Annotated in this window: 20 protein-coding genes; 5 read left to right on the top strand and 15 right to left on the bottom strand. The window is 64.5% G+C overall.

From position 1 onward, the window contains the following. Positions 1-14 precede the first annotated feature (14 nt). Genes surE through GSH16_RS09205 form a run of 3 tightly spaced genes read left to right on the top strand, consistent with a single transcriptional unit; the run spans position 15 to position 2,674 of the window. On the top strand, positions 15-800 hold the full coding sequence (gene surE / locus GSH16_RS09215; RefSeq protein WP_160854270.1) for a 5'/3'-nucleotidase SurE: 786 nt from the start codon (positions 15-17) through the stop codon (positions 798-800). An 8-nt stretch (positions 801-808) separates the two neighbouring features. Continuing rightward, positions 809-1,477 carry a protein-L-isoaspartate(D-aspartate) O-methyltransferase gene (locus GSH16_RS09210; protein ID WP_160854269.1) on the top strand — a complete coding sequence of 223 codons (669 nt, stop codon included), beginning with the start codon at positions 809-811 and terminating at the stop codon, positions 1,475-1,477. Positions 1,478-1,522: 45 nt separating this feature from the next. Further along, positions 1,523-2,674, top strand: a complete 1,152-nt coding sequence (locus GSH16_RS09205) for a peptidoglycan DD-metalloendopeptidase family protein (protein WP_160854267.1) — start codon at positions 1,523-1,525, stop codon at positions 2,672-2,674. A 77-nt stretch (positions 2,675-2,751) separates the two neighbouring features. Here GSH16_RS09205 and GSH16_RS09200 read toward each other — a convergent pair whose 3' ends face one another. The 8 genes from GSH16_RS09200 to GSH16_RS09165 all read right to left on the bottom strand — a co-directional run bounded on the left by GSH16_RS09200 (position 2,752) and on the right by GSH16_RS09165 (position 9,662). Then, positions 2,752-3,603, bottom strand: a complete 852-nt coding sequence (locus tag GSH16_RS09200) for an ATP-binding protein (protein WP_160854265.1) — start codon at positions 3,601-3,603, stop codon at positions 2,752-2,754. A 2-nt stretch (positions 3,604-3,605) separates the two neighbouring features. Beyond that, on the bottom strand, positions 3,606-4,460 hold the full coding sequence (tatC, locus tag GSH16_RS09195) for a twin-arginine translocase subunit TatC (protein ID WP_160854263.1): 855 nt from the start codon (positions 4,458-4,460) through the stop codon (positions 3,606-3,608). Next, positions 4,460-5,038 (bottom strand): Sec-independent protein translocase protein TatB, encoded by a 579-nt coding sequence (gene tatB / locus GSH16_RS09190; RefSeq protein ID WP_160854261.1) that lies wholly within the window; start codon positions 5,036-5,038, stop codon positions 4,460-4,462. The genes tatC and tatB overlap by 1 nt, the downstream gene beginning before the upstream one ends. A 35-nt stretch (positions 5,039-5,073) precedes the next feature. Beyond that, entirely contained in the window at positions 5,074-5,289 is a 216-nt protein-coding gene (locus GSH16_RS09185) for a twin-arginine translocase TatA/TatE family subunit (RefSeq protein WP_160854259.1), read from the bottom strand. A 110-nt stretch (positions 5,290-5,399) separates the two neighbouring features. After that, positions 5,400-6,536: an ABC transporter ATP-binding protein gene (locus GSH16_RS09180; protein ID WP_160854257.1), complete on the bottom strand. Its 1,137-nt coding sequence runs from the start codon at positions 6,534-6,536 to the stop codon at positions 5,400-5,402. Between the two features lie 56 nt (positions 6,537-6,592). Continuing rightward, positions 6,593-7,996 carry an SLC5/6 family protein gene (locus GSH16_RS09175; protein WP_160854255.1) on the bottom strand — a complete coding sequence of 468 codons (1,404 nt, stop codon included), beginning with the start codon at positions 7,994-7,996 and terminating at the stop codon, positions 6,593-6,595. Positions 7,997-8,146: 150 nt separating this feature from the next. After that, a complete protein-coding gene (locus tag GSH16_RS09170) occupies positions 8,147-8,926 on the bottom strand; it encodes an SDR family oxidoreductase (RefSeq protein WP_160854253.1) in 780 nt (259 codons plus the stop codon). 112 nt (positions 8,927-9,038) lie between these two features. Further along, positions 9,039-9,662, bottom strand: coding sequence for a hypothetical protein (locus GSH16_RS09165; protein WP_160854251.1), 624 nt, complete (start codon positions 9,660-9,662; stop codon positions 9,039-9,041). A gap of 98 nt (positions 9,663-9,760) precedes the next feature. Between GSH16_RS09165 and GSH16_RS09160 the strand changes: the two genes are divergently transcribed. Beyond that, entirely contained in the window at positions 9,761-11,368 is a 1,608-nt protein-coding gene (locus tag GSH16_RS09160) for a peptide chain release factor 3 (protein ID WP_160854249.1), read from the top strand. A gap of 55 nt (positions 11,369-11,423) precedes the next feature. Here GSH16_RS09160 and GSH16_RS09155 read toward each other — a convergent pair whose 3' ends face one another. Further along, positions 11,424-12,227, bottom strand: coding sequence for a ferredoxin--NADP reductase (locus tag GSH16_RS09155; RefSeq protein ID WP_160854247.1), 804 nt, complete (start codon positions 12,225-12,227; stop codon positions 11,424-11,426). A 207-nt stretch (positions 12,228-12,434) separates the two neighbouring features. Between GSH16_RS09155 and GSH16_RS09150 the strand changes: the two genes are divergently transcribed. Then, entirely contained in the window at positions 12,435-14,444 is a 2,010-nt protein-coding gene (locus tag GSH16_RS09150) for a DEAD/DEAH box helicase (RefSeq protein ID WP_160854245.1), read from the top strand. Positions 14,445-14,526: 82 nt separating this feature from the next. Here GSH16_RS09150 and GSH16_RS09145 read toward each other — a convergent pair whose 3' ends face one another. From GSH16_RS09145 to nuoL, 6 genes are read right to left on the bottom strand one after another with little or no spacing between them, the layout of a single operon-like run. Next, positions 14,527-16,200: a ribonuclease J gene (locus GSH16_RS09145; RefSeq protein ID WP_160854243.1), complete on the bottom strand. Its 1,674-nt coding sequence runs from the start codon at positions 16,198-16,200 to the stop codon at positions 14,527-14,529. After that, on the bottom strand, positions 16,197-16,973 hold the full coding sequence (locus tag GSH16_RS09140) for a type III pantothenate kinase (RefSeq protein WP_160854241.1): 777 nt from the start codon (positions 16,971-16,973) through the stop codon (positions 16,197-16,199). The genes GSH16_RS09145 and GSH16_RS09140 overlap by 4 nt, the downstream gene beginning before the upstream one ends. Next, positions 16,973-17,737: a biotin--[acetyl-CoA-carboxylase] ligase gene (locus tag GSH16_RS09135; RefSeq protein WP_160854239.1), complete on the bottom strand. Its 765-nt coding sequence runs from the start codon at positions 17,735-17,737 to the stop codon at positions 16,973-16,975. Before GSH16_RS09135 ends, GSH16_RS09140 begins: the two co-directional genes overlap by 1 nt. Positions 17,738-17,740: 3 nt before the next feature. Beyond that, positions 17,741-19,180 (bottom strand): NADH-quinone oxidoreductase subunit NuoN, encoded by a 1,440-nt coding sequence (gene nuoN / locus GSH16_RS09130; RefSeq protein ID WP_160854237.1) that lies wholly within the window; start codon positions 19,178-19,180, stop codon positions 17,741-17,743. Between the two features lie 15 nt (positions 19,181-19,195). Continuing rightward, positions 19,196-20,740 carry an NADH-quinone oxidoreductase subunit M gene (locus GSH16_RS09125; RefSeq protein WP_160854235.1) on the bottom strand — a complete coding sequence of 515 codons (1,545 nt, stop codon included), beginning with the start codon at positions 20,738-20,740 and terminating at the stop codon, positions 19,196-19,198. Beyond that, entirely contained in the window at positions 20,740-22,713 is a 1,974-nt protein-coding gene (nuoL, locus tag GSH16_RS09120) for an NADH-quinone oxidoreductase subunit L (RefSeq protein ID WP_160854233.1), read from the bottom strand. Before nuoL ends, GSH16_RS09125 begins: the two co-directional genes overlap by 1 nt. Positions 22,714-22,715: the final 2 nt, after the last annotated feature.

Below are 22,715 nucleotides of genomic sequence, written 5' to 3'. Positions count from 1 at the left end.
AAGGGGTTCGGCAGATGCGCATTCTGATCACCAATGATGACGGCATCTCGGCACCCGGCCTGACCGTGGCCGAGGAGATCGCCCGCAAATTTGGCGGTCCGGACGCTGATATCTGGACGGTCGCGCCGGCGTTTGAGCAATCGGGCGTCGCGCATTGCATCTCCTACACCAAGCCGGTGCAGTTGCAGAAACTGTCCGACCGGCGCTTCACCATCGACGGATCGCCCGCCGATTGCGTGCTCGCCGCGCTCCATGACGTGATGGAGGATGCGCGACCCGACCTGATCCTGTCGGGTGTGAACCGGGGCAACAATGCCGGCGAGAATGTGCTTTATTCGGGCACGATCGGCGGCGCCATGGAAGGGGCGCTGCACGGTGTGCCCTCGATCGCCCTGTCGCAGTTCATGGGCCCCGGCACGGCGGCCCTCGATGACCCGTTCGAGGCCGCGCGCGTGTATGGCGCGGACACGGTCGCACGGATCTGGAAGGCCGGCATCTGGCCTTCGGACCCCTATCACACGTTCTACAACGTCAACTTCCCGCCTGTAGGCGCCGCCGATGTCACCGGCACCAGCGCCACCCGGCAGGGCAAGCGGCCGGCCGCGGGCTTCGGCATGGACGGGTTCCTCGCGCCAAACGGCCGGCGCTACCTCTGGGTCACCGGATCGCGGCAGGACGACCATCCCGGCCCCGGCACCGATGTGGGCGCCAATCTCGACGGAGAGATTTCGATCACACCGCTGCGCGCCGATCTGACCGCCCATGATTTGATGGATGCGGTTGCGGACGCGATCGGCTAGTCTTCGTGATGATGGCCGACCCGCATTCCGATGATCCGGCGCTGGACGAACAGCGCATGCAATTCGTCTTCGAACTGCGCCGCTGCGGCGTGACCGATACGGCCGTGCTGAACGCGTTGGAACGCACGCCGCGCGAACAGTTCCTCGAAGGACTGTTCCGCGCCCGCGCCTACGAAAATACCCCCCTGCCGATCGCCTGCGGTCAGACCATCAGCCAGCCTTCGGTGGTCGGTCTGATGACCCAGGCGCTCGATGTGACCAAACGTTGCAAGGTGCTCGAGGTCGGGACCGGATCGGGCTATCAGGCCGCGATCCTGTCGCCGCTCGCACGGCGCGTCTATTCGCTCGAGCGCCACAAGCCGCTGGCGCGGTCCGCGACGAAACTTCTGGAGCGGCTCGGCCTCGTCAATGTGACCGTGATCGCGCGGGACGGATCGCGCGGCCTGCCCGAACAGGCACCGTTCGACCGCATCATCCTGACAGCCGCGGCGGAGGATCCGCCAGCCAATCTGCTGGCGCAATTGCGGGTCGGCGGGATCATGGTTCTGCCGGTCGGACAGTCGGATACCGTGCAGCAATTGATTAAAGTGGTGAAAACCGAGTCCGGTTTGGAGTATAAAGACCTAGGAGACGTCCGGTTCGTGCCGCTTGTCGAGGGACTGGCCGAGGACGTTTGACACCAAGCCCCGGCAACAGGGGCAGAGCAGTAACAGAGGCGCAACATGACCTTCACTGAGATCGTGACCAGCCGCGTGGGCCTGATCGCCACCGCGGCCCTGTTGACTTTGAGCGCATGTACCGACGAGGGAATCACGCTGGGCGGGCGCCAGTATGGCGGCACTTCCGCGCCCGCTTCGGCCGAACGGCCGCCGGCCGACAGCCGCGGCGTCATCACCTATCCGACCTATCAGGTCATGGTGGCCCGGTCCGGTGACACGGTCTCCAGCATGGCGCAGCGTGTGGGCCTCAGCCCGACCGAACTGGCCCGCCACAACGGATTGCCCGAAACCTACAGCCCGCTTGCGGGCGAGCTTCTGGTGCTGCCGCGCAATGTGGGCGGCACGGTGGCCGGCACAAGCACCGCCTGGTCGCCCGAGATCGCCACGGCGGCCATCGACAGCGCGTCGGCCGCGCCGGGGACGAACCCGTTCAACAACGGCTCCGGCCCCGAGGGCGCGATCGAGCCGATCCGTCACCGCGTCGAGCCGGGGGAAACCGCCTACAGCATCGCGCGGCTTTACAATGTGTCGGTCACCGCTCTGGCCTCCTGGAACGGGCTCGGCCCCGATCTTGCCGTGCGGCCGGGCCGGGAACTCCTGATCCCGGTGCCCGAATCCGGCACGCGGACCACCGCCGCCGCCGCGCCGGCCACCGTGACCCAGCCCGGGTCCGGCGGCGGCACGCCCCTGCCCCCGCCGCCGAGTGCAACCGCACCCCTGCCCGCCGATGTGCCGGTGCCGGAAAGCGCCAAGCCCAAGCCGGAGCCGAAACCCACACCCGCCCCGACCCAGCAGGCGGCCAGTTCGTCGAAATTCGCCAAACCGGTCAGCGGAAATGTGGTCGAGGGCTATACGGCCAAGTCCGAGGGCGTGGAATTCGGCGCCAAGGCGGGCGAACCGGTGAAGGCCGCAGAGGCCGGCGAGGTCGCGCTCATTTCTCCGTCGCTCTCGGGTCTCGGGACCATTGTGCTGATCCGGCACAAGGACAATATCCTGACGGTCTACGGGCGCGTCGACAATGTGAGCGTGTCCAAGGGCACCAAGGTCGCCCGGGGCCAGCAGATCGCGACAGTGGCCGCGAGCGACAAGCCGCGGCTGCATTTCGAGGTGCGCCGCGGCACGGAAGCGGTCGACCCGGCGCCCTATTTCCGCTGACGCGTCCGGATCCCGGAAAAACGAACGGCCCGCCGGAAGGCGGGCCGTTTTCGTTTCAGGTCAGATGTTTGCCGTAATCAGCTAACATCGAGTTGCACGCCACGACGTCCCGCCAGATCGGTCACATACTGCCAGGCCACACGCCCCGAACGCGCGCCGCGCGTCTGCTGCCATTCGATCGCTTCCGCCCAGAGCGTATCCTCGTCGATCTCGATCCCCACCCGCTCGCAATAGCCGCGGATCATGGCGAGATACTCGTCCTGATTGCAGGGATGGAACCCGAGCCAGAGACCGAACCGGTCCGAAAGCGAGACCTTTTCTTCGGTCGCCTCGGACGGGGTGATGGCCGAACTGCGCTCGTTCTCGATCATGTCGCGCGGCATCAGGTGGCGGCGGTTCGAGGTGGCATAGAAGATCACATTGTCGGGCCGGCCCTCGATCCCGCCGTCAAGCAGCGCCTTCAGCGACTTGTAATGGCTGTCATCATGGTCGAAGGAGAGGTCGTCGCAAAAGAGGATGAACCGCGCATCCGCCGATCGCAGGACCGCCATGAGGCGACCGAGGCTCGGCAGGTCCTCGCGCTGGATTTCGACAAGCTTCAACCGTCCCGGCGCATCTGCCAGCGCGGCGGCATGGGCGGCTTTCACGAGCGAGGATTTCCCCATCCCGCGTGCGCCCCACAGGAGCACATTGTTGGCAGCCTGCCCTTGCGCGAACTGGCGCGTGTTGGCCAGAAGCGTATCGCGGGACCGGTCGATGCCGACGAGCAGGTCCAGCGCCACGCGGTTCACCTGCGGCACCGGCGTCAGCCGGTCAGGCGACGCATGCCAGACAAAGGCATCGGCGCCGGTCAGGTCGGGCGTGCCCATCGGCGGCGGCGACAGGCGCTCCAGCGCCTCGGCGATGCGGGTCAGAGCGGCGTGGTCCATGCTTATTTGGATCCGTCCGCGGCCACATCCGGCGCGTCCGCCTCTTCCTCATCCTCATCGTACAGGCCCTGCGCCCGCAGTTCGGCCTCGCGTTTGCGCTCGACCATCCGGACCAGCTGGATCGACAGTTCATAGAGCGCATAGACCACAACGAAGAGGATGATCTGGGTGATCACATCGGGCGGGGTGACGATGGCGGCCAGCACGAGGATCGCGACCACCGCATATTTGCGCATATTGCCGAGCCCCTCGGCCGAGACGAGCCCCGCCTTGCCCATCAGCGTCAGCAGGACGGGCAGTTGGAAACACAGGCCGAACGCGAGGATGAACTTCATCGTCAGGCCGAGATATTCGTTGATCGTACCGAGATAGGTGATCCCCACAGCGTCGATCAGGTCGGCCCCGTCAGAGTTCTGCTGGAATCCGAGGAAGAAATCGTAAGCCAATGGCAATACGATATAAAAGGCAAACGCAGCGCCGAGCGTGAACAGCACCGGAGAGGCGATCAGGAACGGCAGGAACGCATTCTTTTCCTGCCGGTAGAGGCCCGGTGCCACGAACCGCCAGAGTTGATAGGCGATGTAGGGGAAGGCCAGCACGAACCCGCCGAACAGCGAGATGCGGATATGGACCATGAAGCCTTGCTGCAACCCGGTATAGATCAGGTCTTCCGACTGGCCGTTCGCACGCAGCAGTTCCAGAATCGGCTGGGCAAGAAAGTCGAAAATGCGCCCCGCGACGGTGAAGCAAAGCACCATGGCGATGATGAAAGCGACCGCGGAATGGATCAGGCGGGTCCGAAGCTCCGCCAGATGTTCGATGAGCGGCGCGCTGCTGTCGTCGATCTCGTCGCTCATCAGCCCTTGTCCCCGGATGTCTTGGCTTTGGTCGCCGCGCCGGCTTTCGCTTTCGGCGCCGGTTTGGCCTTAGCGCCTGATTTCGCGGCGATTTTCGGCTTCGTCGCCGCTTTCGGCTTGGTTGCAGCCTTCGGCTTGGCCGGCGCTTTCGCCTTGGTCGCAGGTTTCGCGGCAGCGGCTTTCTTCTTTGGCGGGACGGCCGGTTTCGGTTCGGGCACCGGAATGTCGGCCGCGCCGGCCTCGGCCGGATTGGACGCATCCGTGCCCGGCTTGGCAGCACCTGTGCCGCCGGGCGCCGTGTCGGCCGTCACGAAACTCTTGGCATAGTCGGTGGCCATGGATTTCGGCGACAGCGGCTTGTTGAGCTCGTTGATCGCGTCGAGCCCGCGCGTCGCCTCCTTCAGACCGCTATCGTCGGCCGCTTCCTCCATCGCGCGTTGGAAATCCCGCGCCATGGAGCGGGCCTTGCCGACAAACTGACCCACCGTGCGGAACATGCCCGGCAAATCCTTCGGTCCGACCACGATCAGCGCAACCACGCCGATCAGGATCAACTCCATCCAGCCAATATCAAACATCCGGCTTTGCTCCGACCCGTCCGGTCAGCCCGGACTCAGGCCTTGTCTTTCTCGGGCGTGATATCCACGGGCTCGTCGGCGGCCTTTTCGGCGGACTCGATCTCGTCCTTGCCCTCCGCGACGCCGCGTTTGAAGCTGGTGATGCCTTTGCCCACCTCGCCCATCAGCGACGAAATCTTGCCCCGTCCGAACAGGACGAGCACGACGATCGCGATCAGCAGGATCCCCGGCAAACCGATATTGTTCAGCATTCATTCGCTCCCAGTCAGCGCGAACCGGAACAGCCGATCCGCATTTCATTCTGAGCCATATATCTATGGATTCGTGCAGGCAGGATCAAATGCAATCGCGTCGCAGTACACTATTTCTGCGGTGCGGTGGCGCCGCGGCGGGTGCCGGCGGGGAAAACGAAGCAACGGTCACGGCGCAGCGACATCCAGAGCGGCGTGCCCGCCTGCGGCAGGAAAACGCCCGGAATCGTCGCCTTTAGCATTGATCCGTCATATTCCATGCGCATTTCGACCAGACTTTCATGGCCCATGAAACGCGCTCGTTCCACCAGTCCGCGCGCCGGGGCGCCATCCTGCGGCGTCGGGTTCGGGCCGCTGCCGGACCGGTCGAAGTCAAGTTTCAGATGCTGCGGACGGATGATGATCTCGACATTTTCCTCTTCCCCGAATCCCGGTGTGAGGAACTGGCCGAAAGGTGTCTCGGTGATCGCGTTGCGGCTGACGCCGCGCACCACATTGATATCGGAGAAGAAGGCCGCCGCGTCCCGGTCCACCGGCGTGTTGTAGACATTGTAGGGCGCGCCCGACTGCACGATCCGGCCCTGCCGCATCAGGCAGATCTGGTCGGCCATGCGCATCGCCTCGTCCGGCTCGTGGGTCACAAGGAGGACCGTCGTCCCCTCTTCCTTCAGGAGCGAGAGAGTTTCGTCCCGGATCTCGTCGCGCAGGCGGTTGTCGAGGCCCGAGAACGGCTCGTCCATCAGCAGGATGCGCGGTTGCGGTGCCAGCGCGCGTGCGAGCGCCACCCGCTGCTGTTCGCCGCCTGAAAGCTGGTGCGGGAAACTGTCGGCAAAGCCCGGCAACCCGATCCGGTCGAGCAGGTCGCCGATCCGCCGCGCCCGTTCGCGCCCCGACAGGGCACGCAGGCCGAAACCGATATTGTCGGCAACGGTCAGATGCGGAAAGAGCGCGAAATCCTGGAACATCAGGCCGATCTCGCGCCGCTCGGGCGGGAGGTGGATCGCATCGTCGGACAGGACACGCCCTTCCGAAAGGACCCGGCCGCTATCCTGCCGCTCGACGCCGGCCGCCATGCGCAGCGTCGTGGACTTGCCGCAGCCCGACGGGCCGAGCAGACAGGTCACCTGTCCCGGCTCCAGCCGCAGCGACAGGTCGCGCACCACCGGCCGGCCGTCATAGACGCGGCTGACATGGTCCAGCTCGAGGCTGGGCTGCGGTTTCTGGCTCGACACGGTCTGGGTGGGCACGGGGCGCGCGCTTTCCTTGCTTACCCGATGGAAACAATCGGAATTGCCCGCCAATATCAATGCCCGATCGGTTCGGCAACCCTGCGCCGCGTCGCCGCGCCCGCAAACACGGCGGCAAAACCGACGATCAACACGCTGAGGCAGATCCACAGGAGCCGCTCATATTTATGGCCGGAGCCGAAGAGCGCCTGCACCAGATCGCTCGCCTGGAAGAAATAGGCGACCGCACCAGCCATCGCCGCGGCAAATGCCAGAAGGAAGGACCAGAGCGGGATCGCGCGCCCTGCCAGAAGCCCGACGGCCAGAACCGGCACAAGGAACATCGACGCCGTTCCGGACACGGCCACGGCCGCGAACAGATCATCCGTTCCGGCCAGCAGGAACAAAAGCCCGCCGAGCATGAAGAGCGCCATCGCGATTCGCCCCGAACGGGCCACGGGCGCGCCCAACCCCAGTTCCACAGTGCTCAGCCGCGCCGCCGAAGCCAGTGCCGAATCGAGCGTGGACAGCGCCGAGACGAGAAGCGAGAGATTGAGGCAGAAGAGGATCCCCGGCCCGAACATGCGCGCCCAGACGGTTTGCATCGTGTCGCCCTCGACTGCACGCAGGCCCGCTTCGATGCCGAAGAGGCCGAAGGCAAAAATGCAGAGAGACGAGATGAGGAAAGCCAGCAGGAAGCTCCGGCGGGTGACGCTGCGGTCGGCCAGAAAGCCGCGATCCATCATCACCGGGTCATGCGCCGGGTAGGAGATGACCTGCAGAAGCGCGACGCCGAGCAGAATCCAGCCCGGCTGCGGGCCGGACACGCCGGGCGCCGTGAGAGCCGCGCCAAGGCTGAACCCGTCGGAGGTCAGGAGCGCGACAAGGGCGACGGCAAAGACCAACAGGAAGAAAACCATCTGGAACACGTCCGTGCGCAGCGCCGCGCGCAGCCCGCCCAGCATCGCATAGCCGAGCCCGACCAGCGCCACGAGCACGATCGCCACCTGCCCGGCCAGCACCGACCCGCCATAGGCGGCCTGAAAGATGGTGCCTACGACAAGCAAGTTGGCGAAAAGCTCCGACATGAGCCGCAGCGCGATGACGAGGTTGTAACACGCCGTGCCGGCGCGCCCGAACCGCGCCACCAGCCAGTCCTGTACCGACCCGCCGCCTCCGGCACGGATCCGGTCGACGATCACCATTCCGGTCAGAAAGCTGCCGTAATAGGCCGTGTAGGCCAGCGTGCCAGCCACCCCATAGAAATAGCCGAGGATTGCGGCATTCATCAGCGAGCGGGCGAAGATCCACGTCGTGACCTGACTGAACACGAGCGTCCAGAGGCCGGGGGCCTGCCCGCCTGTATCCGTGCCCCTGTAAAAACCGCCATCCCCGACGCGGCGCGGCGACAGCGCGAAGGAGGCGAGAAGGATCAGTCCCAGCGACAGGCTGAGCAGAAGCGGCGAGGAAAAGTCGATCATGTCGGGGGTCCGGTCAGTGGTCAGTCGCCCCCATGCCTAGCGCCATGGCTCGGAAGCGCAACGGTGCAGTCCGGTCGCCCACGCAAACGTGACGGCGGCCACGGATCGCGTGATCCGCAGCCACCGGTCATGCGTGAAAACCGCACCGCGTCAGAGGGTTGCGTTGGTCGCACCGCCATCGAGCAGGATGTTCTGACCGACAATGAAACCCGCATATTGCGAGCAGAGGAAAGCACATGTGGCGCCGAATTCTGCCGTCGTGCCATAGCGCCGGGCGGGAATGGTCGCCTCGCGCGCCTTGCGGGCGTCATCAAGCGACACTTTCTGCTGCGCCGCGGCGGCCGTGTCGAGGCTGAGCGCGCGGTCCGTATCATGGATGCCGGGCAGAAGGTTGTTGATGACCACACCCTGCGGCGCGACCTGACGCGAGGTGCCGGCCACATAGCCTGTCAGACCGGCGCGGGCCGAGTTGGACAGGCCAAGCACGGGGATCGGCGCTTTCACCGATTGGGACGTCACGTTGACGATCCGGCCCCAGCCGCGCTCCATCATGCCGGGCATCACGGCTTTCATCAGCATGATCGGCGTCAGCATGTTGGCGTCGAGCGCCTTGATGAAATCGTCCCGCTCCCAGTCGGACCAGAGCCCCGGCGGCGGACCGCCGGCATTGTTTACAAGGATGTCCGGCGCGTCGCAGGCCGCGAGCACCTTGGCCCGTCCTTCCTCGGTCGTGATATCGCAGGCTACGGCGGTCACCTCGACACCATGGCGGTCGCGGATAGCAGAAGCGGCCTCTTCGAGCGGCCCTTCGGTGCGCGCATTGATGACAAGGTTCACGCCCGCCTCGGCCAGCGCCTCCGCACAGCCGCGCCCGAGCCCCTTGGAGGCCGCGCAGACAATCGCCGTCTTGCCCTTGATTCCCAGATCCATCGTCCGAACTCCCTGTTCCCTGTTCTGTCATACCCGCGCGCCAAAGGGTCATCGCCGCGCCAGCTGTCGGGCAAGACCCTAGCGCCGGGCGGCGCGGGTGCAAGCCCGTTTGCTAGTCGCAGATGAAGGAATTGGCGCAGACTTTCGGCTTCACATCGGCGCTGAATGTCTCGGGCACCTCGACCGTCGGGTCGAACAGGGCGGCCATCGGCAGATGATATTCCGCAACGCCCGCGCCGGGCAGGATCGTGCCCGTGCTCGCCTGCACCTTGGCACCGGAAATGGTGAACTGGATCGTACGGTCGGCCATGCTGCCCTGCATGAGCGCCATCGTCAGGCCCTTCGGCGCGGCGCCCGAAACCTGTTCCTCCACCTGCTCGGCCATCCGGGCGCGGATCGCACCGACGGGGATCGAGATCCGGACCAGCCCGCCGGCCATTTCGCGCGCGGACACGGCAAGCCCCTCGTCGGTGAGGCCGGGCCGCGACGGCAGGGCAGACAGGGGCAGAACGGCTTCTGTGCGGCAGATGACACGGTCGTTCTCCTCCACCCGCGCATCGGACGGGCAGAGCGCAGCCGCCTGCCCCGTCCAGTCGACCAGATCGTAGAAGCGGCTGTCGATTGCCAATGCCGTGCGCCGGGTCAGAGACCGGTCTTCGTTGACATGATGTGCCAGCTCGGCTTCGAAACAGCCGGTCAGCAGCATCAGCATTCCTGCCCAGACAAAGCGGACCATGCCATTCCCCCGATCCTGCGCACAGGCAGCGGCCCGCGCGGCGCGGACCCGATCATTTGGTGTTTTCAAGCCTCCGGCAAGCCCCTATAGAACCTGCCATGCTTGACCGAGACCATAATGCACCTGCCCTGCCGCCGGAAATCGCGCGGCGCCGCACCTTTGCCATCATCTCGCATCCCGATGCGGGCAAGACCACGCTGACCGAGAAGTTCCTGCTCTACGGTGGCGCGATCCAGATGGCCGGACAGGTGCGCGCCAAAGGCGAGGCCCGCCGCACCCGCTCCGACTTCATGAAGATGGAACAGGATCGCGGCATCTCGGTCTCTGCCTCGGCGATGAGCTTCGAGTTCCGCGACTATTGGTTCAATCTGGTGGATACGCCGGGCCATAGCGACTTTTCCGAAGATACATACCGCACTCTCACCGCTGTCGACGCCGCGATCATGGTGATTGACGGGGCCAAGGGCGTGGAAAGCCAGACCCGCAAGCTGTTCGAGGTCTGCCGCCTGCGCGACCTGCCCATCCTGACCTTCTGTAACAAGATGGACCGCGAAAGCCGCGACACGTTCGAGATTATCGACGAGATTCAAGAAAACCTCGCCATCGACGTCTGCCCGGCCAGCTGGCCGATCGGCGTCGGGCGCGAGTTTCTCGGCTGTTACGACCTGCTCAACGACCGGCTGGAACTGATGAGCCGCGCCGACCGCAACGTGAAAGCCGACAGCATCTCCATCTCCGGGCTCGACGATCCGGAACTGGAAAAGCACGTACCGGGTCCGCTGCTCGACAAATTGCGTGAAGAGGTGGAGATGGCTCGCGAACTCCTGCCCGCCTTCGACCGCCAGGCCTTCCTTGACGGCACACTGACGCCGATCTGGTTCGGCTCCGCGATCAACAGTTTCGGCGTGCAGGAACTGATGGACGGGATCGGCTCATTCGGACCGGAACCGCAGCCCCGCCCCGCTGTCTCCAGACAGATTTCACCCGATGAAACAAAGGTTTCCGGCTTTGTGTTCAAAGTTCAGGCGAACATGGATCCGAAGCATCGGGACCGCGTCGCCTTCCTGCGGCTTTGTGCGGGGCATTTCAAACGCGGGATGAAGCTGAAACATGTGCGTTCCGGCAAGCCGATGGCCGTATCGAACCCGGTTCTCTTCCTTGCCTCCGACCGCGAACTGGCCGAGGAAGCCTGGGCCGGCGACATTATCGGTATCCCGAACCACGGGCAGCTGCGCATCGGTGACGCGCTGACCGAGGGCGAGGACCTGCGGTTCACCGGCATCCCCTCCTTCGCGCCGGAACTTCTGCAAAGCGTGCGCGCGGGCGACCCGATGAAGGCCAAGCATCTCGACAAAGCGCTGACGCAATTTGCCGAGGAAGGCGCGGCCAAGCTCTTCAAGCCGATGATCGGTGCGGGCTGGATCGTGGGCGTCGTCGGCGCGCTGCAATTCGAAGTGCTGGCGAGCCGGATCGAGCTGGAATACGGGCTACCGGTGCGGTTCGAGCCGACCCAGTTCACCTCCGCGCGCTGGGTCACCGGCCCGAAAGACAAGGTCGATGCGTTCGCCGCGTCGAACAAGGGTCACATGGCCGCCGACAGCGATGGTGCACCGGTCTACATGACCCGCCTGCAATGGGACATTGACCGGGTCGAGCGCGACTATCCCGACATCAAGCTTTCGGCCACCAAGGAAATGCTGGTCTGACAAGAAAGGGGTCGCAGATGCGGCCCCTTTTCATGTGCGCCCTGTTTTGAGCCGATCAGTCCACGAAGGCCTTTTCGATCACGAAGGCGCCCGGCTCGCTGTTCGAACCCTCGACCATGCCGGCGGCTTCGCAGATCGCCTTGTGGTCCTGCAGCATCGCCATGGACCCGCAAATCATCACACGGTCGGTTTCCGCATCGAGTGCGGCGCCCGTGGCTTCGGCAAACCGCCCGTCACGCAGCCAGTCGGTCATCCGGCCCATCTGCGGGCTCTCTTCCCGCGTCGTCGTGGCGATGAACCGCAATTTGTCGCCCACCAGTTCGGACAGAAGCTCGTCTTCGCGGATCTGGGCGACCAGATGGTGCCCGAAATCAAGCTCATGCAGTTCGCGGCAGGTCTGGGTCAGGATCACCTCGTCGAATTTCTCATAGGTTTCCGGGTCACGGATCGTGCTCGCAAAGGGTGCAATCCCCGTTCCGGTGGAGAAGAGGATCAGCCGTTTGCCCGGCAGAAGCGCGTCATGGACAAGCGTGCCGACGGGTTTCGGGCGCATGTAGATACTGTCGCCCACCTTCAGGTGCTGAAGCCGCGAGGTCAGCGGCCCGTCAGGGACCTTGATCGAATAGAACTCCAGTTCCTCCGCCCAGTTTGGCGAGGCAATGGAATAGGCGCGCAGAAGCGGCTTGTCGCCGTCGCGCAGGCCGATCATGGCAAATTCGCCGGAGCGGAAGCGGAACCCCTGCGGGCGTTCGCAGGTGAAGGAAAAGGTCCGGTCCGTCCAGTGGTGGCAGGCGGTGACGGTCAGTTCGGCCAGACCGCGCAGCGCGCGGGGAAGCTCTTCGGTCTCGCTCATCGGCATGATCCTCGGAAAAAGTCGCGGGGAACCTAGGCGAGTGCCGCTACTTTGTCACCCCCACAGGCCCGCGACCCAGTGCCACCGGCGCAGTTGATTGACGTTTGCGTCGCTTTCGGCTAGGGAACGCATCAATGAAATGACGCGCCAATCCGGGTGCCTCAGGCCGCGCTGAACCAGCGGTCACCCATCAGCCGCTGCAGACGGAACCGAATGACAAAATTCTCTGATCTCGAGCTGGACCCGCGGGTCCTGCAGGCCGTGTCCGAAGCCGGATACGAAAGCCCCACGCCCATCCAGGCCCAGGCCATTCCACATGCGCTGGCCGCGCGTGACGTGCTGGGCATCGCCCAGACCGGCACCGGCAAGACGGCCAGCTTCACGTTGCCGATGATCACCATGCTCGCCAAGGGCCGCGCACGGGCGCGGATGCCGCGGTCGCTGGTGCTCTGCCCGACGCGCGAACTGGCCGCCCAGGTGGCGGAAAATTTCGAAATCTACGCCAAGAACATGAAGCTCAGCATGGCGCTTCTGATCGGCGGCGTCTCCTTTGCCGACCAGGACAAGAAGATCGACCGCGGTGTCGATGTCCTGATCGCCACGCCCGGCCGCCTGCTCGACCATTTCGAGCGCGGCAAGCTGATGCTCACCGGCGTCCAGATCATGGTGGTGGACGAGGCCGACCGGATGCTCGACATGGGGTTCATCCCCGATATCGAGCGCATTTTCAAGCTGACGCCCTTCACCCGCCAGACACTCTTCTTCTCGGCCACGATGGCGCCCGAGATCACCCGCATCACCGAGGAATTCCTGCACAATCCGGTGCGCGTCGAGGTGGCCCGTCAGGCCACCACGTCGGAGACGATCGACCAGGCGGTCTGCGAACACAAGCCGAGCCGCCGCGACCGGACAGACACCGAGAAGCGCGAGGTCCTGCGCCGCCTGATCAAGGCCGAGGACGAGACGCTGACCAACGGAATCATCTTCTGCAACCGCAAGCGTGATGTGGACATCGTCGCCAAGTCGCTGAAAAAGCACGGGTTTGATGCCGGCCCCATTCATGGCGACCTCGACCAGTCCCTGCGCATGAAGATCCTGAACGGGTTCCGCGACGGCGAATTGAAGCTGCTCGTGGCGTCGGACGTGGCTGCCCGTGGCCTCGACATTCCCAATGTCAGCCATGTGTTCAACTATGATGTCCCCATCCATTCGGAGGATTATGTCCACCGGATCGGGCGTACGGGCCGCGCCGGCCGCACCGGGCGCGCGATCACGATCGCGGTGCCCGCTGACGACAAGTATCTCGCCAAGATCGAGGAACTTGTGAAGAAGGAAATCCCGCGCATCCCCTCGCCGCTCGGAGCCGAGGATGCCGAAGCGCTCGGCGCACGCGGCGGACGGCGCCGGTCGTCGGATCGCGACGGCAAGGATGAGGGTGGCCGCAGCCGTGGTCGCCGGGGTGGCCGCGGTCGGGGCGAACCCCGCTCGGATGCTCCGCAGACCGAGGAAAAGCCGCAGACCGTGGCGGAAAAGGCCCCCGAGGCACCGTCAGAGCGCAAGGACGCTCCGGTGCGCGACAACAACAGCAATGATCGACGCAGCGGCAAGTCGGGCGGGCGCGGCCGTGGTCGCCGTGACCGCGACGATGCTGTAGTCGGCCTCGGCTCGCATGTGCCGGCCTTCCTGACACGCGACATTCGCGGGCCGGGCCGCCGCGCCGAGGAAGGTGACGCTGAGGCGGAGACCGAAACGGTCGACACCCCTGCCCCGGACGCCGCCGAGGACGAGAAGCCCAAGCGCAAGCGCGCGCCCCGCAAGCCGAAGGCTGACGCACCCGTTGCGGCTGAAACTGAAACGGATGCAACCGAGACGACCGAGACCGCCGAGTCGGAGGCTGCTGCACCTGCAGAAGTGAGCGAGGAAAAGCCGAAACGCAAACGCGCATCGCGCAAGAAGAAGACTGACGATACGGCGGTCGAAGCAACTGAAAGCGCGGACGCGACAGACGCACCGGCAGAAACGGACGGCGCGGCTGAGGAAAAGCCCAAGCGCAAGCGTGCGCCGCGCAAGAAAAAGGTCGAGGACCCGGCAGAGGCCACCGACGCCCAGTCGGAGCCCGCGGAAAAGCCCAAGCGCAAGCGGACCACCCGCAAGAAAGCCGATGCGGCCGAGAGCGACGCGGCAGCAGAGACCGCGACGGACACGGCCCCGTCAGAAGGCTGACGCGAAATTCCGAACCGGAATCAAGAACGGCGACCCGATCGGGTCGCCGTTTCTCGTTCCGACAGGTTAGGGCCAGCTGGCCTCAGTCCAGTTCCAGCCGGTTGATCATCACGGAAACGAGCGGCTTCTTGCCCGCCAGCGCCTTGCAGATCCGGTTGCAGGCCCGTGTCACCAGCAGTTCCAGCGCCTCGTCGGACAGAAGCGTCTTGCGGTTCGCCTCTTCCAGATCGCTGTCGATTTCGCGCTCAAGCGCCCCGTCCAGCCCGCCGTCAATATGGCTCGCATCGGCGATGCCGAGCGATTCCACCCAAGCCCCGTCCACCGGGCGGCCGTCCGATTCAAGGATGAGCGACACAGTCACCGTTCCACGCAGCGCCATGCGGATCCTGTCGCGCACCACACCGTCGAGCGCACCGATCAGCTGGTTGCCGTCCAGATAGGTCCGTCCGGCCTCCACATAACCGATGATCTCGGGCGCATCGCCGCCAATATCGACCATCGTGCCGTTCGGTGCCACGACGGCGGTTCGCCCCTGTTCGGTGGCAAGCTTTGCCTGCGCGCTCAGATGCCGGTGCTCGCCATGCATCGGGACGACGATCTTCGGGTTGGTCAGGTCGTGCATCTGGAGAATATCCGGCCGGTTCGCATGGCCCGACACGTGATAGCGGTCCGAACTGTCGTCGATGACCGTCACACCCTTCTCGCTCAACTGGTTGAGGATCCGCCCGACCGACACTTCGTTGCCCGGAATTGTCTTGGAAGAGAACAGGAACGTGTCGCCTTCTTTCAGTTCCAGCCCCATGTAACTGTCGCGCGCCAACTGTGCCGAGGCCGCGCGGCGCTCGCCCTGTGATCCGGTGGCCAGCACAAGCAGGTTCTCGCGCGGGATGTCATGCATATCTTCGACCGGCACCACGGGCGGGAAACTGTCGAGCACGCCGGTGGAATGTCCGGCCTCCAACATGAAATTCATGGCACGGCCCAGCACGACGACGCTGCGGCCGGCATCGGTCGCGGCCTGCGCCAGCGTGCGCAGCCGCGCGATGTTGGATGCAAAGGTCGTGGCGACCACAAGGCCGCGCGCCTCGCGCATCACGTCGCGGATCGGGCCGATAATGTCGGCCTCCGACCGGCCCGGCGCGGGCGAGAAGACATTGGTGCTGTCGCAGACAAGCGCCTGAAGCCCGTCGCCCGCGATGCTGCGGATCAGGTCGGGATCGAACGGCTCGCCCACGCCCGGGCTCTTGTCGGCCTTGAAATCGGCCGTGTGCATCACGCGGCCCGCGGGCGTGTCGATGACGAGCGCCGAAGTTTCCGGGATCGAATGGGCAATCGGCATGAACCCGACCTGGAACGGCCCGAGCTTGACCTGATGCGGCCACGCGCCGACCACGTTGACCTGCTCGGGATCCTGACCGGTGCGTTCCATCTTGTTGCGCGCCACATAGCCGGTGAACTTGCGGCAATAGACCGGGGCGAGCAGCTTCGGAAACAGGTGCCCCAGCGCGCCGACATGATCCTCATGCGCGTGGGTGATGAAAATGCCCAGAAGCCGGTCCGCCCGCGCCTGGATGAAATCGATATCGGCCATGATGACATCGACACCGGGCGTCGTTTCCATGTCGGGGAAGGTGATGCCGGTATCGACGATGATCCACTCTTCCTCCCCTTCCGGCCCGTATCCGTACAGATACATGTTCATGCCGATCTCGCCGGCGCCGCCAAGGGGCAGATAGATCAGTCGCGCGTCGCTCATGCCGTTCCTTTCCGGTTGAGCCGGTCGATCAGGACCAGCCCGTGTATCGTCAGTTTCGTGTCGATCACGTCGATCACATCGGTGCCCTGCGCAAAGAGCGTCGAGAGGCCACCGGTCCCGATCACCTGCATCGGGCTTTCATGCTCTTCGGCGATCCGGGCGCAAATGCCCTCGATCATCGAGACATAGCCCCAGAAGATCCCGCTCTCCATGCAGGCGCGGGTGTTCGTTCCGATGACCCGCTCGGGCTTGGTCACGTCGATGAAGGGCAAGGCCGCAGCCGCGTCGGAGAGCGCCTTCAGCGACAGGTTCACGCCCGGCGCGATCACCCCGCCCTCGTAGGCGCCATCCGCGCCGACCACGTCGAACGTCGTTGCCGTGCCGAAATCGACGACGATCAGATTGCCGCCATAGCGGTCGAACGCGCCCACGGTGTTCACCAGCCGATCCGCACCAACCCGCGTGTCCGCATCAACGCGCACCGGCACGCCCAGTTCCACCTCCGGCTTGCCGACCACCATCGGGCGGCAGTTGAAATAGCGGTCGGACAGGACCCGCAGGTTGAAAACGATCTGCGGCACGACCGAGGAAATCACCACGGCTTCGACCCGCATGTCGATCCCGTTGAACTGCATCAGCTGTTGCAGCCAGACGAAATATTCGTCCGCGGTCCGCTTGTGCTCGGTCCGGCAGCGCCATTCCCCGACCACGTCCGACCCGTCATGCAGGGCGAAGACCGTGTTCGTATTGCCAACATCGATGGCCAGAAGCATCAGACCCGTCCCTCTGTCGCAAAATGCAGTTCGGCGGCTGCCAGCGTCACGCGTCCGGCTTCGGTATTGAGGACCAAGGACCCGTCCGCGTCAATCGACTCGAATATTCCGGTGATCGCCCGGTCCGGCAGTTTCGCGGTGATCACCTCTCCCAGACGCGCCGCATTGTCGAGCCAGGCCGTGCGCAGCGGCGCGAACCCGTAGGTCGCCAATTGCCGGTCCCACCGGTCGAAGGCGGGGGCGAGCGCGTCCAGAAAGGCCTCGGGCGTCGGCGCCGGTGTGACCGCTTCGGTCAGCGTCGCGGGCAGGAGCGCACCGGGCTCCAGCGCCCCTGCCGTTGGCGCATGGCGCAGGTTGACCCCGATGCCCACGGCAAGCGCGCCGCCGGCCTCGGCCGTATGCTCCAAAAGGATGCCCGCGAGCTTGCGGCCCGACAGGAGCACGTCATTGGGCCATTTGAGCGAGAAGAGCGGCGCGCGGCCCGTCACCTCGACGAGCGCATCGCGTAGCGCCAGCGCGGCCGCGTAGCTGCGCAGCGCCGCCATCTGCGGCCCGCCTTCGGGAAAACCGAGATAGGTCGCGAAGAAATTGCCTTCGGGAGAGGACCAGGCCCGCCCGCGCCGGCCGCGGCCGCCGGATTGGGCACGGGCCAGAATCCAGCCCGGCGCCCGCCGCCCTGCCGCCGCCTGGCGCAGGGCCTCGGCATTGGTGCTGTCGACGGTGCCGAGCAGGTCCCGCCCGATCCCCTCGGGCCAAGCGGCCATGCGTCAGTTGACCAGCGTTGCGGCCGCCTGCGCTGCAAGCCCCTCGATGCCGAGCAGGTTGACGATGCCAACCACCATGATGAGCGCCGAGGCCATCAGCATCGTATAGTGCAGAAGCGGCATCCGGCCGTTCAGCACATCGGAGGCCGTGCCGAAATACATCAGGTAGATGATGCGCAGATAGTAGAAGGCCCCGATCACAGAGGCGATGACACCGGCGACCGCGAACCAGACAAGGCCGGCATCCACGGCGGCTTTCAGCACATAGAACTTGCCGAAGAACCCGACGAGCGGCGGGATGCCCGCGAGCGAGAACATCAGTACCGCCAGCGCCAGCGCCCGCGCGGGCTCGGACGTGGAATACATGCCGAGCGCGTTGATATCGGTCACCGGACGGCCGTCATGTTCCATGTTCAGGATGAAGGCAAAGACGCCGACATTCATCGTCACGTAGATGGCAAGGTAGATCAGAAGCGCCTGCACGCCCTGCTCGGTCCCCGCGGCCAGCCCCATCAGCGCGAAGCCCATATGGGCAATCGAGCTGTAGGCCATCAGGCGTTTGATGTTGCTCTGGCCGATCGCGGCGATGGAGCCGAGGAACATGGACAGGACCGACAGGAAGATCAGGATCTGCTGCCAGTCGGCCACCGCATTGCCGAACCCGTCGAAGAGGACGCGGGCGAACATGCCAGCCGCCGCCACTTTCGGCGCGGTCGCGAAGAAGAGCGTCACCGGCGTGGGCGAGCCTTCATAGACATCGGGCGTCCACATGTGGAACGGCGCGGCGGAAACCTTGAAGGCCATGCCGGTGCACAGGAACACAAGCCCGAAGAGAAGGCCGAGTGAGATGCCTTCGGCATCGACGACGCTGGCAATGCCGCTGAAGAGCGTGGTGCCCGCATAGCCGTAGACGAGCGATGCGCCGTAGAGCAGCAGGCCCGAAGAGAGAGCGCCGAGCACGAAATATTTCAGCCCCGCCTCGGTCGAGCGCAGGCTGTCGCGCCGGAAGGCCGCGACCACATAGAGCGACAGGGACTGAAGCTCCAGCCCCATATAGAGCGCCATCAGGTCGCCCGCCGACACCATCATCATCATGCCGAGCGTGGCCAGTGTGACGAGCACCGGGAACTCGAACTTCATCAGATGGTTGCGGATCAGATATTCGCGCGACAGGAGCAGCATCACCGCCGACCCCCAGAGGATCATCACCTTGGAGAAGCGGGCGAACCCGTCATTGACGAAGCTCTCGCCAAAGGCGGTCTGCGTGCCCTCGCCCGAGAAGCCGATCCAGAAGCCGACAAGGATCAGGAGGCCCGCGGTCAGGTGCAGGATGAAATCGGACTGCTTGTCCTGCCCCATGAACACGCCCCACATGAGCGCGGCCATGGCATAAATCGCCAGGACCAGTTCCGGCAGCACCACTGAGATGTCTTGTGCAATCATGTAACCGTCTCTCGATCAGTGTGCGGCGACCTGGGTCGCGGCAGGCGCCGCCTCGGCCAGGGCTGCGGTGTAAGTGTTCAGAAGCGCGTCCACGGACGGGCCGATCATGTCGAGGACCAGCGCGGGGTAGATCCCGAGCAGGAGCGTCATCACGATGAGCGGGGCAAAGAGCGCCTTCTCCCGCCGGTCCATGTCGGAAATCGCCTTCAGGCTTTCCTTGATCAGGTCGCCGAACACGACCCGGCGGTAAAGCCAGAGCGCATAGCCCGCCGACAGGATCACGCCGGTTGCCGCGAAGAACGCGACCCAGCTGTTCGCCTGGAAGGCGCCCGACAGGGTCAGGAATTCACCCACAAAGCCCGACGTGCCCGGCAGGCCGACATTGCCCATGGTGAAGAGCATGAAGACCAGCGCGTAGATCGGCATCCGGATCACCAGACCGCCATAGGCGTCGATGTCGCGCGTGTGCATCCGGTCGTAGATCACCCCGACACACAGGAAGAGCGCGCCGGAGATGAACCCGTGGCTCAGCATCTGGAAGATGGCCCCGTCCACGCCCTGCCGGTTGGCGGCGAAGATGCCCATGGTCACGAACCCCATATGGGCCACGGAACTGTAGGCGATCAGCTTCTTCATATCCTCCTGCATCATCGCGACGAGCGACGTGTAGATGATCGCGATCACCGACAGAGTGAAGACGAAATTCGCCATCATGTCGGAGGCCACCGGGAACATCGGCAGGCTGAAGCGCAGGAAGCCGTAGCCGCCCATTTTCAGAAGGATCGCCGCCAGAACGACCGACCCGGCCGTGGGCGCCTGCACGTGCGCGTCCGGCAGCCAGGTATGGACCGGCCACATCGGCATCTTCACCGCGAAAGAGGCGAAGAAGGCCAGCCACAGCAGGGTCTGCACGCCGCCGACGATCTGCCAGCCGGCAATCTCCAGCGTCGCGTAGGAGAACTGGTGCTGCAGCAGCCGCGTGATGTCGGTTGTGCCGGCATCGAAATACATGGCGATCATGGCGACCAGCATCAGGAGCGAGCCGAGCAGCGTATAGAGGAAGAACTTGAACGCCGCATAGACGCGGTCCTTGCCGCCCCAGATGCCGACGATCAGGAACATCGGGATAAGACCGGCCTCGAAGAAGAAGTAGAAAAGGATCAGGTCCAGCGCGCAGAATACCCCGATCATCAGGGTCTCAAGCACGAGGAAGGCGATCATATATTCCTTCACGCGATGCTCCACCGTCCAGCAGGCGCCGATGACGATCGGCATCAGGAATGTGGTCAGCATCACGAACAGGACAGAAATCCCGTCCACGCCCATCTTGTAGGTCAGGCCGCCGAGCCATTCGCGCTCCTCGACCATCTGGAAGCCGGGGTTCGACGGATCGAACTGGCTCAGGATGCCGAGCGACACAAGGAAGGTCGCGCCGGTGGTGAACAGGGCCAGCCGCTTGGCATTCAGCTGTGCAGCCTCATCCTCTCCGCGCAGGAAGAGCATGAGCATCGCCGCGCCGATCAGCGGCAGGAATGTAACGAGGGACAGAAGATAGTCCATTACTGCGCGCCTCCGCTGACGGCAAACCAAGTGACGATCACCACCACGCCGAGGATCATGGCAAAGGCATAGTGGAAGATGTAGCCCGACTGGGCGCGTCCGACGAGGCGGGTGAAGAAGGGCACGACGCCCATCGCAAGCCCGTTGATGCCCCCGTCGATCACCGACCCGTCGCCGCGCTTCCACAGGAAGCGGCCGAGCGCCTTGGCCGGGCGGACGAAGACCGCGTCATAAAGCTCGTCGAAATACCATTTGTTGAGCAGGAACTGGTAGAGCCCGTGATTGGTCTTCGCGATCCGGCCCGGGATGGACGGGTTCACGATGTAGAACCAGTAGGCGAGCGCAAGGCCGACCAGCATCGCCAGGAAGGGCGACACTTTCACCAGTTTGGAAACCTCATGCGCATCGTGCATCACGTGATTGTCGGGATGCATGAAGACCGAGGCCCCGAAAAATTCCTTGGCGTGATGGCCGAAGAAATCCTCATACCAGATCATGCCGGCGAAGATCGCACCAAGCGCCAGGATACCGAGCGGCACGACCATGACCATCGGGCTTTCATGCGCATGTTCATGCGTATGCGCGTCGCCGCGCGGCTTGCCGTAGAAGGTCAGGAACATCAGGCGCCAAGAATAGAAGCTCGTCATCGCGGCCGCGAGCACCAGCAGCGTGAACGCATAGGTGCCGACACCGCTATGGGCGGCGAATGCGCTCTCGATGATCGCATCTTTCGACAGGAAGCCTGCGAAGCCGATATGGGTGAGCGGAATACCGACACCCGTGATCGCCAGCGTGCCGAGCATCATCGCCCAGAACGTATAGGGGATTTTCGAGCGCAGGCCGCCATAGTTGCGCATGTCCTGCTCGTGATGCATCGCATGGATCACCGAACCGGCGCCAAGGAAGAGCATCGCCTTGAAGAACGCATGCGTGAACAGGTGGAACATCGCCGCCTGATAGACGCCGACGCCGGCCGCCGCGAACATGTAGCCGAGCTGCGAGCAGGTCGAGTAGGCGATCACGCGCTTGATGTCGTTCTGCACCAGACCGATGGTCGCGGCGAAGAAGGCCGTCGATGCGCCGATCACGGTCACGAACATCAGGGCACCCGGCGCATATTCCATCACCGGCGACATGCGGCAGACAAGGAACACGCCTGCGGTCACCATGGTCGCGGCATGGATGAGCGCGGACACGGGCGTCGGGCCTTCCATCGCGTCCGGCAGCCAGGTGTGCAGGAACAGCTGGGCCGACTTGCCCATCGCGCCGATGAAGAGGAGCACCGCAATCGTCTCGACCGCCGGAACCTCCCAGGACAGGAAGTGGAAGCTCTCTTCGGCCAGCGCAGGTGCGGCGGCAAAGATATCGTCGAACCGGATGCTGTCGACCAGCATGTAGGTTGCGAAGATGCCGAGCAGGAAGCCGAAATCCCCCACGCGGTTGACGATGAAGGCCTTCATCGCCGCCGCATTGGCCGACGGTTTGCGATAGTAGAACCCGATCAGCAGGTAGGAGGCCACGCCCACGCCTTCCCAGCCGAAGAACATCTGCAGAAGGTTGTCGGACGTCACCAGCATCAGCATGGCGAAGGTGAAGAAGGACAGGTAGGCAAAAAAGCGCGGCTTGTAGCTCTCGCCCTCTTTCCACTGCGGGTCATGGTCCATGTAACCGAAGCTGTAGAGATGGACGAGCGCCGAGACGCTGGTCACCACGATCAGCATGATCGCGGTCAGCGTGTCGAGCCGGATCCCCCACTCGGAGGACAGCGTGCCGCTCTCGATCCAGCGCAGAACCGCATGGCTTACCGCATGATGGTGATAGTCGCCGAACAGGAACACGATCCAGCTAAGCGCACAGGCCAGGAACAGAAGCCCGGTCGCGGTCCACATGGCGGCCTTCTCGCCGATGAACCGGTGGCCGAAACCGCAAATGAGTGCGCCGACGAGCGGGGCGAAGAGAATGATGTCGGTCATTG

This window comes from Oceanomicrobium pacificus, from assembly GCF_009833495.1.
Lineage (GTDB): Bacteria > Pseudomonadota > Alphaproteobacteria > Rhodobacterales > Rhodobacteraceae > Oceanomicrobium > Oceanomicrobium pacificus.
Note: the sequence above shows the minus strand (reverse complement) of the source record. Positions and strands in the feature narration are given on the sequence as shown.

Bases quoted from the DNA above. Each gene is read 5' to 3' on its own strand.
- surE (WP_160854270.1), top strand. From the start codon at position 15: ATGCGCATTCTGATCACCAATGATGACGGCATCTCGGCACCCGGCCTG.
- GSH16_RS09210 (WP_160854269.1), top strand. From the start codon at position 809: ATGATGGCCGACCCGCATTCCGATGATCCGGCGCTGGACGAACAGCGC.
- GSH16_RS09205 (WP_160854267.1), top strand. From the start codon at position 1,523: ATGACCTTCACTGAGATCGTGACCAGCCGCGTGGGCCTGATCGCCACC.
- GSH16_RS09200 (WP_160854265.1), bottom strand. From the start codon at position 3,603: ATGGACCACGCCGCTCTGACCCGCATCGCCGAGGCGCTGGAGCGCCTG.
- tatC (WP_160854263.1), bottom strand. From the start codon at position 4,460: ATGAGCGACGAGATCGACGACAGCAGCGCGCCGCTCATCGAACATCTG.
- tatB (WP_160854261.1), bottom strand. From the start codon at position 5,038: ATGTTTGATATTGGCTGGATGGAGTTGATCCTGATCGGCGTGGTTGCG.
- GSH16_RS09185 (WP_160854259.1), bottom strand. From the start codon at position 5,289: ATGCTGAACAATATCGGTTTGCCGGGGATCCTGCTGATCGCGATCGTC.
- GSH16_RS09175 (WP_160854255.1), bottom strand. From the start codon at position 7,996: ATGATCGACTTTTCCTCGCCGCTTCTGCTCAGCCTGTCGCTGGGACTG.
- GSH16_RS09170 (WP_160854253.1), bottom strand. From the start codon at position 8,926: ATGGATCTGGGAATCAAGGGCAAGACGGCGATTGTCTGCGCGGCCTCC.
- GSH16_RS09165 (WP_160854251.1), bottom strand. From the start codon at position 9,662: ATGGTCCGCTTTGTCTGGGCAGGAATGCTGATGCTGCTGACCGGCTGT.
- GSH16_RS09160 (WP_160854249.1), top strand. From the start codon at position 9,761: ATGCTTGACCGAGACCATAATGCACCTGCCCTGCCGCCGGAAATCGCG.
- GSH16_RS09155 (WP_160854247.1), bottom strand. From the start codon at position 12,227: ATGCCGATGAGCGAGACCGAAGAGCTTCCCCGCGCGCTGCGCGGTCTG.
- GSH16_RS09150 (WP_160854245.1), top strand. From the start codon at position 12,435: ATGACAAAATTCTCTGATCTCGAGCTGGACCCGCGGGTCCTGCAGGCC.
- GSH16_RS09145 (WP_160854243.1), bottom strand. From the start codon at position 16,200: ATGAGCGACGCGCGACTGATCTATCTGCCCCTTGGCGGCGCCGGCGAG.
- GSH16_RS09140 (WP_160854241.1), bottom strand. From the start codon at position 16,973: ATGCTTCTGGCCATCGATGTTGGCAATACGAACACGGTCTTCGCCCTG.
- GSH16_RS09135 (WP_160854239.1), bottom strand. From the start codon at position 17,737: ATGGCCGCTTGGCCCGAGGGGATCGGGCGGGACCTGCTCGGCACCGTC.
- nuoN (WP_160854237.1), bottom strand. From the start codon at position 19,180: ATGATTGCACAAGACATCTCAGTGGTGCTGCCGGAACTGGTCCTGGCG.
- GSH16_RS09125 (WP_160854235.1), bottom strand. From the start codon at position 20,740: ATGGACTATCTTCTGTCCCTCGTTACATTCCTGCCGCTGATCGGCGCG.
- nuoL (WP_160854233.1), bottom strand. From the start codon at position 22,713: ATGACCGACATCATTCTCTTCGCCCCGCTCGTCGGCGCACTCATTTGC.